This window comes from Nostoc sp. C052, from assembly GCF_013393905.1.
Classification (GTDB): domain Bacteria; phylum Cyanobacteriota; class Cyanobacteriia; order Cyanobacteriales; family Nostocaceae; genus Nostoc.
Genome location: NZ_CP040272.1, coordinates 4,357,351 through 4,371,090, shown reverse-complemented (window position 1 = coordinate 4,371,090; position 13,740 = coordinate 4,357,351). Strand labels below are relative to the sequence as shown.

At 41.6% G+C, this 13,740-nt stretch carries 15 protein-coding genes; 4 read left to right on the top strand and 11 right to left on the bottom strand.

The window, feature by feature from the left end; genetic code table 11:
- The first annotated feature begins 49 nt into the window (after positions 1-49).
- Positions 50-2,926 carry an AAA family ATPase gene (locus FD723_RS17800; protein ID WP_179066508.1) on the top strand — a complete coding sequence of 959 codons (2,877 nt, stop codon included), beginning with the start codon at positions 50-52 and terminating at the stop codon, positions 2,924-2,926.
- Positions 2,927-2,929: 3 nt separating this feature from the next.
- Here the strand turns inward: FD723_RS17800 and efeB are convergent, their stop codons facing one another.
- From efeB to FD723_RS42860, 10 genes are all read right to left on the bottom strand, one after another.
- Positions 2,930-4,189, bottom strand: coding sequence for an iron uptake transporter deferrochelatase/peroxidase subunit (efeB, locus tag FD723_RS17795; RefSeq protein WP_179066507.1), 1,260 nt, complete (start codon positions 4,187-4,189; stop codon positions 2,930-2,932).
- 29 nt (positions 4,190-4,218) lie between these two features.
- Entirely contained in the window at positions 4,219-5,409 is a 1,191-nt protein-coding gene (gene efeO / locus FD723_RS17790) for an iron uptake system protein EfeO (protein ID WP_179066506.1), read from the bottom strand.
- Positions 5,410-5,440: 31 nt separating this feature from the next.
- The gene (gene efeU, locus FD723_RS17785; RefSeq protein WP_218651740.1) at positions 5,441-6,253 is read right to left on the bottom strand and encodes an iron uptake transporter permease EfeU; all 813 of its coding nucleotides are present in this window, start codon (positions 6,251-6,253) and stop codon (positions 5,441-5,443) included.
- A 202-nt stretch (positions 6,254-6,455) separates the two neighbouring features.
- The gene (locus FD723_RS17780; RefSeq protein WP_179066504.1) at positions 6,456-7,724 is read right to left on the bottom strand and encodes an MFS transporter; all 1,269 of its coding nucleotides are present in this window, start codon (positions 7,722-7,724) and stop codon (positions 6,456-6,458) included.
- Positions 7,690-8,163 carry a MarR family winged helix-turn-helix transcriptional regulator gene (locus FD723_RS17775; protein ID WP_179066503.1) on the bottom strand — a complete coding sequence of 158 codons (474 nt, stop codon included), beginning with the start codon at positions 8,161-8,163 and terminating at the stop codon, positions 7,690-7,692. The genes FD723_RS17780 and FD723_RS17775 overlap by 35 nt, the downstream gene beginning before the upstream one ends.
- A 132-nt stretch (positions 8,164-8,295) precedes the next feature.
- Positions 8,296-9,150 carry an ABC transporter permease gene (locus FD723_RS17770; RefSeq protein WP_179066502.1) on the bottom strand — a complete coding sequence of 285 codons (855 nt, stop codon included), beginning with the start codon at positions 9,148-9,150 and terminating at the stop codon, positions 8,296-8,298.
- Positions 9,107-9,958, bottom strand: coding sequence for an ABC transporter ATP-binding protein (locus FD723_RS17765; protein WP_179066501.1), 852 nt, complete (start codon positions 9,956-9,958; stop codon positions 9,107-9,109). The genes FD723_RS17770 and FD723_RS17765 overlap by 44 nt, the downstream gene beginning before the upstream one ends.
- Positions 9,959-10,266: 308 nt before the next feature.
- Complete coding sequence (locus FD723_RS42870; protein ID WP_256874853.1) at positions 10,267-10,683, bottom strand: transposase family protein; 417 nt, start codon at positions 10,681-10,683, stop codon at positions 10,267-10,269.
- A complete protein-coding gene (locus FD723_RS42865; RefSeq protein ID WP_256874852.1) occupies positions 10,640-11,176 on the bottom strand; it encodes a transposase family protein in 537 nt (178 codons plus the stop codon). The genes FD723_RS42870 and FD723_RS42865 overlap by 44 nt, the downstream gene beginning before the upstream one ends.
- 180 nt (positions 11,177-11,356) lie before the next feature.
- A complete protein-coding gene (locus tag FD723_RS42860; protein ID WP_256874851.1) occupies positions 11,357-11,452 on the bottom strand; it encodes a DUF3368 domain-containing protein in 96 nt (31 codons plus the stop codon).
- 14 nt (positions 11,453-11,466) lie between these two features.
- Between FD723_RS42860 and FD723_RS17755 the strand changes: the two genes are divergently transcribed.
- The 3 genes from FD723_RS17755 to FD723_RS17745 all read left to right on the top strand — a co-directional run bounded on the left by FD723_RS17755 (position 11,467) and on the right by FD723_RS17745 (position 12,409).
- Entirely contained in the window at positions 11,467-11,697 is a 231-nt protein-coding gene (locus FD723_RS17755; RefSeq protein WP_179066500.1) for a DUF4926 domain-containing protein, read from the top strand.
- A gap of 76 nt (positions 11,698-11,773) precedes the next feature.
- Positions 11,774-12,028, top strand: coding sequence for a hypothetical protein (locus tag FD723_RS17750; protein WP_179066499.1), 255 nt, complete (start codon positions 11,774-11,776; stop codon positions 12,026-12,028).
- A 3-nt stretch (positions 12,029-12,031) separates the two neighbouring features.
- On the top strand, positions 12,032-12,409 hold the full coding sequence (locus FD723_RS17745; protein ID WP_179066498.1) for a type II toxin-antitoxin system VapC family toxin: 378 nt from the start codon (positions 12,032-12,034) through the stop codon (positions 12,407-12,409).
- A gap of 152 nt (positions 12,410-12,561) precedes the next feature.
- Here the strand turns inward: FD723_RS17745 and FD723_RS17740 are convergent, their stop codons facing one another.
- Positions 12,562-13,644 (bottom strand): tetratricopeptide repeat protein, encoded by a 1,083-nt coding sequence (locus tag FD723_RS17740; protein ID WP_179066497.1) that lies wholly within the window; start codon positions 13,642-13,644, stop codon positions 12,562-12,564.
- Positions 13,645-13,740 lie beyond the last annotated feature (96 nt).

Genomic DNA, 13,740 nt, shown 5'->3' with positions numbered 1-13,740 from the left:
TTTTAGGTAACGCTAAACCTTAAAAGCTAGAAATCAATAGGTAGTATTTATGGCAGCAGGTCTAAACAATCCTTATATTACTGGCACTCCAATCAACAACAAGGAAAAGTTTTTTGGGCGAGATGATCTGTTTAGGTTTATTGAAGATAATTTAGTTCAGGGTACATCTGTAATTCTGCTGCATGGTCAGCGACGGATAGGTAAATCTTCTTTATTGGCTCAAATTCCGAACTTTTTGAGCCATCTGAGGCAATTTGTTTTCATTCCGCTTTCATTGGAGGGTCAAAGTCATGGTTCACTGGCGGATATCTTACATCATCTGGCAACGGGAATTGTCAGACGCCTGAATCTATCAGAAGACCAAGTGAAAATCCCAACGAAAGATGCACTAGAATCAGATCCCACAATCTTTAGTGTTGGTTTTTTTATCCAGCTTTACCAAGTCTTAGGCGATCGCAAACCAGTTCTATTATTAGATGAATTTGATACCATTGGCGATCGCACCGACCAAACAACTACTGAGGACTTTTTTCGCCATCTCCAATCAATGATTACCAACCAACCAGCAAGATTTTGTCTGATACCAGTTGTTGGACGACGGTTGGATGATGTGAAAATCCTAGTCAGTTTGTTTCGCCAAGCACCGCGTAAGGAAGTTAGTTTACTAGATGAAACTCATACCAGACAGCTAATTACCAAACCATCTGAAGGCATTTTAGAATATCAACCGTCAGCCATTGAGGCAATTTGGCAACTCTGCGCCGGACACCCCTATTTTATTCAAGTGCTATGTAGTGTTCTGTTTGAAAAAGCCAGAGATAAACAAGAAGATCGAGTACAAGACTGGCAAAAAATTACTGAAGAAGATGTCAAAAAGAATATTAATGAAGCGATCGAAAGAGCAGACAATGGTTTAGCATGGTTTCGCCAAGGATTACCAATTGCTGAGAGAGTAGTGTTTGCAGCCATCGCCGAAATGCAAGAACGTTTCCACCCCGATCCTTGGAAACTGTTAACAGATAACGGTGTGGTTTTGACAAATGAACTACATGAGGCATTGGAAACTCTGAAAACAGGCGGGTTTATTCAAGAAAGAGAACTTTCTGAATTATCGCGCGATCGCCCATATTCTCATGCAGTTATAGTGGAATTAGTACGTCGCTGGTTTATTAGAAGGCACTCTCTACGTACAGAAATTTTGGAATTAGACCGGCTACATCCAGAAGTTTTACCTTTGTATGAACAAGCAAAGGAGTTACACGAACAAGGGGATGTAATTGAAGCGATCGCATTGTATGAGCAAGTATTACAAATTAATCCTAACCACTTTCAAGCTTTATTAGGGATGGCATCTGCTTGTTTAGAAGACGAGCAATTTAACCAAGCTGTTGAGCTTTATACCAGAATTTGCAAAGTAGATAACCTCAGTTTACGTTACAAAGAAGCGTTTGTGAAATCTCTGTTGGGTAATGGGCGCGATTTCATGCAAACAGGCAATTTTGTACAAGCTAAAACCCAATTTTCAACAGCTATAGAACTAGAACCAGAAAATAAGCGGGCACAGCAGCGACTTTCGGAAGTAGAAGGTCAATTAGAACAACAACAAGAACAAATTAGGGCAAGTTTACAAACATTACGCAATCCTTTTTTTGTTGGCGCTCCCGTTCCACCAGAATATTTTGTTGGGCGACGGTCTGTAATTGCAGCAGCATTCGATCAAATACAAAATCGCTCTCATCTTGCAATTTGGGGTAATACAGGTGTGGGAAAATCTTCGTTGCTGCAATTTTTAGCTTCTACTGAAGTTTGGCAACAACATGGGCTTCACCGCACACAAGCAATTATTGTTACTCTTAATTGTGCTGATATTGTACCTTTTACCCCTGATGCTTTTTGGAGAGAAATTGTCAGCGTTATCCAAAATGAAATTAGTAAAAATGATCCTTTGCATAAAGATATTGAGCAAATATTGCATTCAACATCTATAGTCAGAAATGATGATATTCGCTTTATTCTAAGAAAAATTGGACAACAAAGAAAGTTTCTTTTATTGTTGTTAGATGACTATGATACTGCTCTCTATCCTAGCGAAAACTATACTGAAGATGAAATGCAGAGTTTCCTATCCGATTTTCGTAGTCTTGCTGTTTATAGTAGAGAACAATATAATCTTTCAGTTATTGTAACTTCTAAAAAAACCCTAAATGAACTTAGTCCACCTCTCAATCCTAACCAAACACCTTGGTATAACCACTATCTATTCCGGCAACTACGACTATTCGATGAGCAAGAAATAAGTGAATTACTTGGTGGTATGCCTGAGGAGTTGAAGCTAACAACAGAGTTAAGACAAGTGATTCAAGAAGTATCTGGAGGATATCCAGTTCTACTTCAAAATGCTTGCTATTTAATTTACGATTTTTGGCGCAATGGTCAAAATTTAACTATTGAAAACTTTACAGGAGAGTTTCTTAAAGCTATTGAACACATCTTTCAAGTTTGGTGGTTATCTTGTGATGAAGCAGAACAAAGCTTGTTAATTTTTATCGCTATATCTCGGTTACAAAGTCGTCTTCGACAGCGACAGTACGAATTTATCGATCTGGAATTAATTATCAGTCAAAATGAGCGGAAACTCGCTAATTTAGAAGAGATGGGCTTAATTAAGCGTACTATACAACTAGGAACAACTGATTATCAATTTACTTCCTCAATGATGGAGTTTTGGGTATTAAGGGAAATTGAAACCAGTGATGAAGAAAAACTGATCAGATGGAATCAAATTACCTTAAATTTAATGAGCCTACCGCAAGCAGACCGAATACAGTTTATTCTCCGAGGATTACGACATTCTAAAGAAGCATCAGCATCAGTTATTGATTGGTTGAGTAAATTAGCGCCTTCTACAAGCTTTGGGATGCGATGATGCTTATGTTTCTAGTAATGACTGACCTAAATAACTGCCTTTATCTTTAACGCCAGGCAAAGCAAAGAAATATCCACCGCCAATGGGGCGAATATACTCCTCTAAAGGTTCGCCAATCAAGCGATTTTGCACTGTTACAAAGCCCCTTTCTAAATCAGCTTGAAAACAGACAAACAACAAACCCATATCTAATTGTCCAGCTTTATCAAACCCGCGTGAATAGTTGAAACCACGCCGCAGAATCAAACCCAATTCTGATTTGCGTGGATTAGCAAGGCGGATATGAGCATCTAGGGGGATTTGTTTACCTTTAGGATCTTGAGCATAATTGGGAATATCTTTCTCGTGCTTCATCCCCAAAGGTGCGCCAGAGTCTTTACTGCGCCCAATAATTGTTTCTTGCTCCTGTAGTGGTGTACGATCCCAGCGTTCAACTAAGTTACGGATCACGCGCACCACTTGATAGCTTCCCCCTACTGTCCAAGCTGGTTCGTCGCTGTTTGGCTGTACCCAGACAATCCGGTTAATCAACTTTTCATTGCTAGCATCTAGATTTGCTGTACCATCTTTGAAACCAAGTAGGTTCCGCACTGTGGTTTTGCCGAGCTTTTTATGAGTATTCGGCGGTAGAAAACCTTCTATTTGCCAGCGCAGAGTTATTAAGTCAGGCAGATTCTTGATAATATCCCGTAAAGCGTGGATGTTTGCTTCCTCTGTGTTGGCACAAAATTGCAGCAGTATGTCCCCATGACACAAATTTGGGTCGAGTTGGTCATTGGGGAAACCTGGCATGGTATTTAACCGCTTGGGTTTTAATTTGCCAAGTCCAAAACGGTTATCGAACAGCGAGTCACCTACTGCTAGGGTGATGGTGAGGTTATCTGGAACCACTACAGGCCCAAGAATTCCCGAATCACTGGGCGGAAATTTCGGGTCGCGTGACTTGGGTGTTCCCCCTGCCATGAGAAACTGAATGCGATCGCTCAAAGTTTGAAACAAGCGCACTAAATCCCCTTTAGTTTTAGCAGTTGTATCAAATGCCACCATCAGAGCAGAAGCCGGCGCAGGGGTGAGAATACCTGCTTGGTGAATACCAAAAAACGGTACAGCCTCTTCAGATGGGTCTTCAGTAGTTTCTGAAAGAGTGCGATAACCCAAACTGGTCAAAGCTGCTACTCCACCTGCTGCGGCCATACCAAGGAGCAAGTCACGACGGCTGATTCGGGGAGTAATGCGTAACCTTGGTTGCTCTGAACTAGACATAGTTTACTCCTCTGGGAATTATTGATAAATTAGTTAACGCCTAGAGTGCCACGCAGCTGAGAGAGGTCTTCCGAAAGAGCGGCGATCGCAGTTTTCATCTCTTTCTTGTCTGTTTCACTCACTTTGTCGTAGGTAGCAAAACCACCATCAGGGGTTTTATATTTAGCAAGTCCTTGGTTAACTTTGGTAAAATTTGCATCCACACGCGCTAGTAAATCGGGGTTGGCTTTTTGGATGACGGGGCGCAATAACTCTACAATCTTTTGGGAACCTTCGACATTAGCGCTGAAGTCCCAGAGGTCAGTATGGCTGTAACGGTCTTCTTCTCCAGAAATTTTGGTAGCAGCCACTTCTTCAATCAAGCCAGCAGCACCGCCTACCATATTTTTTGGTTCAATAGTCAAAGTAGCAATGCGTTTTTGTAACTCTTGTCCATCTTTCTGTAGCTTTTGGGCAAAGGGTTTCATCCCTTTTGTAGTTTTGTCTTGGAATAAAGCTTTTTCTATGCGATGGTATCCAGTGAATTGTGGGTCAGCCTCTTTTTTCGCAAAGTCATCAGCACGGGAATCCATCGTTTTATCGAGATCGGAGAATAGTTCAGCTATGGGTTCTGCACGTTCCCAATGAACATGGGTAGAGGCATAGAGTTTCTGAGCTTTAACAAGGTTGCCAGCAATCACAGCATCGGTGAAAGTCTTGTTGTCTGCCACTAGTTGGTCAGTTTCTTTGATGACGTAGACTTTGTATTCTGCGATCGCCCCGACTAATTTACCCTGATCTACAGTCCCTTTGGCTTGCGAATCTCCAACTCCTGTTTTCACGGTGAGTTTCCCTTTGGGATTGCTGCGTAAACCGCAAGCCATGTCATACTCACCTGGTTCTAGATTGGTTTTAAGTTTCTGAACGAATCCAGGAGCAATATTTTCTCGTTCTTCGATAACTTTTACCCCAGACAAAATTTCCCATTCCAAAGGTTGGCTGCTTTTATTGGTAATTACAAAGCTGTTTTGTCCAGATGTCAGTGTCAGCTGATTGGGTTCGCAACCTTTATCTGTCACAGTCAAAGCCGTTTCGGCAGAATTGCTGCTAGAAGTATCACTGGCTACTTTAGCGACCGGAGAATTACTCCCTAAAGTATCGCTTGATTTGTTAGATTCACAAGCCGCTACTGTCAAGGCAATTAAACAGATAATAGTTGACTGCTTTAAAAATTTTTTCATTGTTATATTTTCCTAAAAATTATGGAAGTAGCTAAGAATGTCTTGCTGTATTGTTTTGTCCAGCCTTCTCTCCCAAGAAGAACAGCAACATGGTAGGAATTAGATAGCCAAAATAAGCGATCGCCTCGCTGACAGTAGGAGCATCGTTATATCCAAAAAATCCCGCCAAAAGTGAACCTAAAAATCCATTATTGGGAAGTATCCCACTAGCATCAAATACCACTGTTTGCAGTAAATTCCACACTCCCGCTTCATGGAAAGCTCTCACCCCACTTGCTAAGAGTCCCGCAGCAACCAGAATAATAAAGGCTCCTGTCCATTTAAAAAATCGCTTTAAGTTGATGCGGATACCACCCTGATAGATGCCTATACCAACGGCTACTGCGGCTGCATATCCAAACAATGCCCCCACAGGAGCTTTAATTCCCAAATTTTGCTGGAATGTTGCTAGTAGAAATACTACTGTTTCCAAACCTTCCCGCAGCACAGCAAAAAATGCCATCCCCACCAGTGCTAGTCCCCATTGATCGCCCGATTGAATGGCAGTTTCAATTTGAGACTGTAACTCACCTTTAAGAGAACGAGCCGCGCGGCGCATCCAGAAAACCATCCAGGTGAGAACCCCAACTGCAACAATAGAAATTACTGCTGCAAATAATTCCTGTTCTTGTTGAGGGAAATCCTGACTGGTTATTTGCAATATAATTGCAGCAACTAGACAAAAAAAAGTCGCTAGTGCAATGCCAATCCAGACTGACTTCATCAAATGGGTACGTCCAGTTTGCTTGAGATAACTGGCAATTATCCCCACGACAAGCGCAGCTTCAACGCCCTCTCTGAACATGATCAAGAAGGGAAAAAGCATGGATAACCTTATTAATTATAATTACTATCAATTCATCATGAGAATAATAACTTAATTGAGAAGATTTGTATATAAGTGCAAATTAAAAAATCTCTAACATCCTAAAAGAATTAACAACGAGATCCCCGACTTCTTAGAGAAGTCGGGGATCTGAGTCTTTTAAAATAATTGATACGTACTTCTACTTGTACTCCTGCAAAGCCCCTAACTTGCGAATTCCCGGCCAAATCGTGGCTGTAGCAATTACTACCAAAATTGTCCCAATTCCACCACCCACAACGGAAATCACCGGGCCAAATAAAGCCGCAGTTAAGCCTGACTCAAAGCCTCCTAATTCATTGGAGGCACTAATAAATACGCTATTAATTGCAGCAACCCGACCACGTAAATGATCTGGTGTTCTGATTTGAACTAATGTATGGCGAATTACAACGCTAATACTATCTAGTGCGCCACCAAGGATTAGCATCAACATAGACAACCAAAAGGAATGAGAAAGTCCAAAGATAATTGTGACAATTCCAAAGCCAACCACTGACCATAATAAAGCTGGCCCTGCTTTGCGTAATGGTGGTAAATACGCCAGAGTAATGGCCATAGTCAAAGCACCGATGGAATGGGCTGCTTGTAGATATCCCAACTCCACTGGCCCCACGTGTAAAATATCTTTAGCAAAGATGGGTAGCAAGGCGATCGCACCACCCAACAAGACAGCAAACATATCCAATGTAATCGCTGCTAAAATTAACTGATTCTGCCAAACAAATTTAGCACCGGCTGCAAGTGCTTGAAATGAGATTGGTTCCTTTGCACGGATGGCTTTTTGCTCTTTGATTGCCAAAGTTAAAATAAAACACAGCAAGGCTGCGATCGCAGCTAATACATACACTCCTGTAGCACTTCCCAGCAGCGCAATCCCGAATCCCCCGAAGGCTGGGCCAATAACAGCAGCCAATTGAAAGCTACTACTATTCCAAGTAGCTGCATTGGTAAAGGCAGTAACAGGTATTAATTGCCACATCAAAGCATCACTAGCAGGTTTGAGGAATGCCCTAGCGACACCTGTTAATACTAAGCAAGCGTAAATGAGAAAAATTGCACCCTGAGTATAGGAAAGGACTGCCAAAGCTAGCGAGCAGAGAGCTAGCAACATCACTGACAGTAACATAGTAAGTTTGCGATCGCGGCGATCGGCAACATCTCCAGCAATTAAGGTGAGAATAATCATCGGTAGGACTTGCGCCAACCCAACACCACCTAAAGCGATCGCTGAGTTAGTTCGCTCATAGAGTTCCCAGCCGATAGCTACAGTTTGCATTTGCGATCCCACGAACAGCACCAACCGTCCGATGGTAAATAGCCGATAGTCTCGAAACTTAAAGGCTGCAAAGGGATCGTGCTGTGCAACCTCAGAGTTATGGGGCTTTGAGTTCTGTTTTCTCGAAGACATTTTTTAGTAGAGTTAAGCCTTCTTCAATATTGGAAATTTGCTCTTCTGTCAGACCTTTTAGCAAATCGGTAATATGAGCGCGCGTTTGGTCTTGAGATTGCTTCAGATGATGCTTTCCATCTTCAGTTAAACTGAGCAGCACCCGCCGCCGCTCTTGAGGATGATCGCAGCGTTTTACGAAGTCGCGTTGTACCAAGCGTTCTATGGTTGCTGATGCGGTAGCAGAGGTAACACCTAAATGCTCTGCCAGGTCAGATAATGAAGCGCCAGGATTCCGGTTGATAAATGCTAGCGATCGCAACTGAGGTATAGATAAAAAAGCGGCACTATGGGCACGCATATCCGCTCGGATAAACCGCATCATTAATGGAACTGTTTCCATTACTCTAGCGGCACATTCTTCGGAAGTTGCACCTTGAGTAGGTTTATCCAAGGTCATGGGCTTGTTGTTCTCCTGATTACATCGCCACCAGTGGATTGAGTCGTCTACCAATGATGGCTAAGATTATTAGTGTTAATAAGAGAATTGTACAATCCAGACCAAAGGGATAGCCGCTAGTTCCATTGGGGATTACATTGCTACCCGTGGATAAAGTCGTCCACCGATAGTAGCTAAGATGACTAACGTTAGTAAGAGAATTGCCAAATCCCAACCAAAACCATAAACGCTGACTCCATCCACTAGCATGGCGCTACGTAAGGCATCAACCTGATAAGTTAAGGGATTCAAGTGGGAAATAAACTTTAACCAGTCAGGCATCATTGAGATTGGATAAATAGCATTGCTGGCAAAAAATAACGGCATGGTTAACATTTGTCCAATTCCGGTCATCCGCTCTCTGGTTTTTGCCAAACAGCCAATAATTAAGGAAAAAAGACAAAAGCAAGCCGCCCCCAGCATTACGATCACTAGCACTTGTAGAAAAGCTAGAGGATGGAGATTTAATTTTACACCTAAGATAAAAGACAACACATAAATTACTGCTACCTGTGATAAGCATCGGACTCCACACGCGAGAGCTTTACCCAAGACCATTGCTACACGGGGGGTAGGACTAGCAAGAAATTTATGTACAATCCCTAAATCTCGCTCCCAAATTAGTGTCATTCCCCCGGTAAAAATGGCCACATACAACACGCTTTGAGCGAGAATGCCAGCAGCCATGAAGTCTAAATATGGTAAGTTCCCGGTGGGAATTTCCCGAATTTTGGAGAACACTTGCCCAAAAATCAGCAACCATAATGATGGTTGTACCGATCTGACTACTAAATCAGTGGGATCGTGGCGGAGTTTACGCACTTCCAATTCTGCGATCGCCAGGGTTTTCGTAACTAGCTCTTTAATTGCAGAGATCACATTGGCTCGGTGAGTGGGTGGTGATTTAACCCAACCGTTGAGCAGTACGTCTGGTTCTTGCTGTGTCACGGTAGTTGACTCCTGATGTTAACTGGTCGCCTGTATAGTAAATAAAGACATCATCCAAAGTTGCGTTTGGTTTATCTAAAGAAGCTTTTAAGTCGCTTGGTGTGCCTGTGGTAACGACTTCACCTTGCTGCATAATTGCCACTCGGTTACACAGGCTATCTGCTTCTTCTAAAAAGTGGGTTGTTAAAAATATAGTTGTGCCGTAATCAACACAGAGTTGCTGCACAAGCTGCCATACTTGAGTTCTAGCAATGGGATCTAAGCCGACAGTCGGCTCATCAAGAAACAGAATTTGGGGTTGATGTAAAACTGAGACGGCGATTTCCAGCTTGCGGATCATTCCGCCAGAGTAGTTTCTTACCAAGCGTTTTGCTGCATCTTGCAAACCCATGTATTCTAGAATTTCATAGATGCGGCGATCGCGTCCTTTGGCAGGTATGCCATACAGCTTGGCAAAGATTAAGAGATTTTCGTAACCCGTAAGACTACCATCAGCAGAGAGCGCCTGGGGTACATAGCCGATAGCCCTTCTCACAGGATTAGATTGGCGAGTCACATCATAGCCAGCCAGAGTTGCTGTTCCTGCACTGGGAGGCAGTAATGTTGTCAACATCTTAATAACTGTACTTTTCCCGGCTCCATTGGGGCCAAGCAAGCCAAATACTTCACCCTGTTCCACAGATATGCTGAGGTTATTAACAGCCGTTAACTTACCAAAACGGCGCGTGAGTCCCTGAGTTTCCAAAATCAGCGGTTTTGGCTCGCTAGGAGGTTCTGACCGATTTATTTTTCCCGTCAGTATTGTCACAAGTTTGATGCACTTCCATTAATTAGTTAAGCTAACTATTAGCTTCTCAATATATTTGTCTGAAGTCAATAGACTTGTTACAAAAATCTGAATCAGAGTAAAAGGAAACTCAGTAGAGTGGCGGCGAGGTTATTAGACTTATCCGCAAAATGTAAATGCTCACTGTGAATGGGTTTGAGCAATTCAGATTGAATAGGCGATCGCTATCTTACTCTACGAGAAAATAGGTGTTTGGCGGCATTCTGAGACAAAAAATTAAAATTAGAGTAAAAAGTACAAAACGATGAAATCAATTTCAGGATAAAAAATTAAGTATTAATGGTTAAGGATACTAAGCGATTAAGTCTTAACCTAATCAGCCCACAAACTGCCAGAATTACCTGACTATATCGATGACGAGCGAGACGGAATTTTTCCGAGGCTACTCGAAATATTTTTACCCGACATATCATGTGTTCAACGGCAATTCTGCGAGACGAAAGTTGTTTATTCTCTTGTTTTTGGAATTCCGAAATTTCTGTATTCTTTCGTTTCTTATGAGGTGTGGTAATGGCATCATCTCCAATATAGGCCTTATCACCTATAAACCTTTGTGAGTCAGCAAATTTATTCCGAGTATCTCGAAATAAATTAATATCACTTGTTTTTCCCAGCATTCCCACACAGATATCTACAATATCTTCACCACCTGGTAAGACAATAAACTGGTTTTTTAGAGTATGCATTTTTTTTCTTACCAGAGTAATATCTTTTTTGTTCTTGATAGTCTACAGGTCTCGCTGTAGCCTGTTCTGCACTATCAACAATTAATTCATACTCGGACAGCATTTGCTGCAATTCTTGATATTTTTGACTATCTACTGACGCTTCTTCTATTTGAGATGCTGGTAAAATTTCTCTCAAAATATCTACCCAATAGTTAAAAGCATCATTCGCTTTTGTTTTGGAAATATCAAAGAGTAACCCTAAAATTTCAAAAATTGGTTTTTGTCTGATGTAAACTAGACACAAGCATATTCCTTCTTTCGGTGACATCTCTGGTTTGCGTCCGCCTCCCTTGGCAATAATCCGAACTTTATTTTTTTCAATTTCTGCTTGTTTCTCTCTATGCCTTTTTTCCGCTAAGGATACCAATGCTAAAAACTGGTCATAATTAATCCCTATTAATCGTTTTGCTTCGTGGGGATGTGATTCAATTCTTGCTAAAGGGTTTGTCATATTATCTACATATAATTTTTACTCCGTTTTTTATTATCCCACTTTGTTTATATTAAGGATAAGTCTATTGATGGGCGAAGTGTCACTGACAAATTAACCCCAAACACTTGCTAGGATAGTTAATAGGTGAAAAAATTTTAGAATGCCTACTGCTGCTCAGTTAGAAAGTCTATGCGACATTTAATTTTCATCAACAAGCTGCAAAACCCTCTTATATAAAGGTTCCGCCACCCAGAATCCTGCTTGATTAATTAGAGCATCTAACAAAGGTTTCACAGCAGAAATCAGCCTTGTTCCTGGATGTAGTAGCACTGACAGTTGATTTACCTGAATACAACCTGTACCGTGGTCAAGTTGGCACAGTAGTAGAATTATTAGCTGGTGGTGCTGCGTTTGAGGTTGAATTTAGCGATCGCAATGGCCGCACTTATGAATCTGTCGGTTTACGCCCAGAGCAAATTATGGTGTTACATTTTGAGCGAGTATCCCCTGATTCAGTCCCGGAAATGGTGACAGCCTAAGCGATACCAGCAAAGCGATCGCATCTGGTAATTTTAAGAGTCATGCCAAGATAGATAGAAAGTAGAGAGCAAAATAATGCTAAAAACATTCAGAGCTTGGTTGAAAGGAAGTTGTTTAGAGTGGATTGATGATGTACCAACATTGGGAGAGCAACAAATCCCGGTTCATGTTACATTGCTCGAAAATGAATCAGTCATAGATAAACAAGCACGGGGACGAAGAATGGCTGAAATATTAGAAAAACTTGCTGTGAGTCAAGCTTTGACTGATGTTGATCCAGTTATTTGGCAGCAAGAAACTCGTCAAGACCGTTCACTTCCGGGACGATAAAATGTGCTGATCGATAGCAATATTATTATATATTCTGCTCAACCAGAAAACGCCCAATTGAGAGATTTAATTGCTGAATATGCGCCTGCGGTATCAGCACTCAGTTATTTGGAAGTGTTAGGCTATCATCTGCTTCAAGAGGAACAACGCCAGTATTTTGAGGAGTTTTTTCAAGTTGCTCAGGTTTTAGCAATCTCTCAAGATGTGTTAAATCAAGCGGTAATTCTGCGACAACAGAAACGAATGACTTTAGGTGATGCAATTATTGCCGGCACTGCTTTGGTGTATAGACTAACTTTGATAACAAGAAATACAGATGATTTCCGTTGGATTACACAGGTGAGATTGTGGAATCCGTTTGAGTCTGATAAACCCAGTTAAGAGAAAAATGCGTAGACGTAGCCCGTCGTAAGCGATCGCATCTGGTAATTTTGAGAGCGATCGCATTAAAAATTAACGTGAGTCTCCAAGGAAGGCGCACCTGCGGGAAGGGCGAAAGTCATTCACGGCTACACAAATAAAAACCCTTTTAACTATTTCCGCTGAAGCATTTTAGTTAGCTGATCCTGCAATTGCACTTCTTGCTTGCTATCTTCCAATGTCCGCGCCAGTGTAATCGCCCTTTCGTAAAAATTACGGGCAGTTAAGTAATTACCTTGTTGCTTATATAACTGAGCATAAGATTCAAAAGACTTTAATTCTTCTCGCAAATTTTGCAATTCCTTAGCAAGTGCTAAACGTTGCTCTAGTAAGTCAAAGGCCCGTTCGTAACGTCCGACAGCAGTGTGAGCCGTAACTAAACCGTCAATTGCTCGTAATTCATTAGTGCGATCGCGGTTAGTTTTAGCTATCCGCATTGCTTCACCATAAGTAGCAATAGTATCTTGATAATTTCCCGATGCTAAATAGGCATCACCTAAATTATTCAGGGTATTTGCTTCACCGATAGCATCACCAGTCTGACGGCGGAAAGTTAAAGCATTTTCGTAAAGCTTAATTGCTTTGTTGTAATCTCCTAACCTAGCAGTTACCAAACCCAAATTACTCAAAGATAGTCCTTCACCTTCAATATTTTTCACACCATGAGCAATTGCGAGCGCCTCTGCAACTGTTTTACCAGCAATAGCAGATTCGCCTTGTTGCAGCAGAAATGTACCGATATTATTCAGTGCAAAAATTTGAGATTGGAAGTCTTTAGTATCACGAGCAATCGCTAATTCTCTTCTTAAAGCATCTTCAGCCTCTTTTGAACTACCAAGCTGGATATAAGCCTTTGCAAGCAAATTGTACGCGAGACCTTGTGCTTTCAGGTCGCCAATTGAGTGATATAGTTCTAGTGCCCGCAAACAAGACGCAACTGTTTTGTCGGCATATCCTGAAGTGTATTGTTGTTCACCGATACGCAGCAAACTATCTGCTTCATCTCTTGATTGTCGCCCAACGGAACTATTTAAAGGTCGATGGAGTTGTTGCGTAATATCAACCACACTCGCAGCTACAGGACTCAGCAAAAAAGTAAACAGTAAAAAGCTGTGTAAAAGTACCTGGGGACGAGAAACAGTACCTACACAAATTAAGCCTACCTTTTGCCAGGAAAATACAAGCTGTTGTTTCATAAAAATTGCCCGTAAAGTTGCGGGTTTAAGTAGAAGGTCTAAGAAGAAGTTTTAAGTTTTTAAATTGAAGACATTCAGTATACGCATTTGTACTTA

Bases quoted from the DNA above. Each gene is read 5' to 3' on its own strand.
- FD723_RS17800 (WP_179066508.1), top strand. From the start codon at position 50: ATGGCAGCAGGTCTAAACAATCCTTATATTACTGGCACTCCAATCAAC.
- efeB (WP_179066507.1), bottom strand. From the start codon at position 4,189: ATGTCTAGTTCAGAGCAACCAAGGTTACGCATTACTCCCCGAATCAGC.
- efeO (WP_179066506.1), bottom strand. From the start codon at position 5,409: ATGAAAAAATTTTTAAAGCAGTCAACTATTATCTGTTTAATTGCCTTG.
- efeU (WP_218651740.1), bottom strand. From the start codon at position 6,253: ATGTTCAGAGAGGGCGTTGAAGCTGCGCTTGTCGTGGGGATAATTGCC.
- FD723_RS17780 (WP_179066504.1), bottom strand. From the start codon at position 7,724: ATGTCTTCGAGAAAACAGAACTCAAAGCCCCATAACTCTGAGGTTGCA.
- FD723_RS17775 (WP_179066503.1), bottom strand. From the start codon at position 8,163: ATGACCTTGGATAAACCTACTCAAGGTGCAACTTCCGAAGAATGTGCC.
- FD723_RS42870 (WP_256874853.1), bottom strand. From the start codon at position 10,683: ATGCATACTCTAAAAAACCAGTTTATTGTCTTACCAGGTGGTGAAGAT.
- FD723_RS42865 (WP_256874852.1), bottom strand. From the start codon at position 11,176: ATGACAAACCCTTTAGCAAGAATTGAATCACATCCCCACGAAGCAAAA.
- FD723_RS17750 (WP_179066499.1), top strand. From the start codon at position 11,774: ATGCTAAAAACATTCAGAGCTTGGTTGAAAGGAAGTTGTTTAGAGTGG.
- FD723_RS17740 (WP_179066497.1), bottom strand. From the start codon at position 13,644: ATGAAACAACAGCTTGTATTTTCCTGGCAAAAGGTAGGCTTAATTTGT.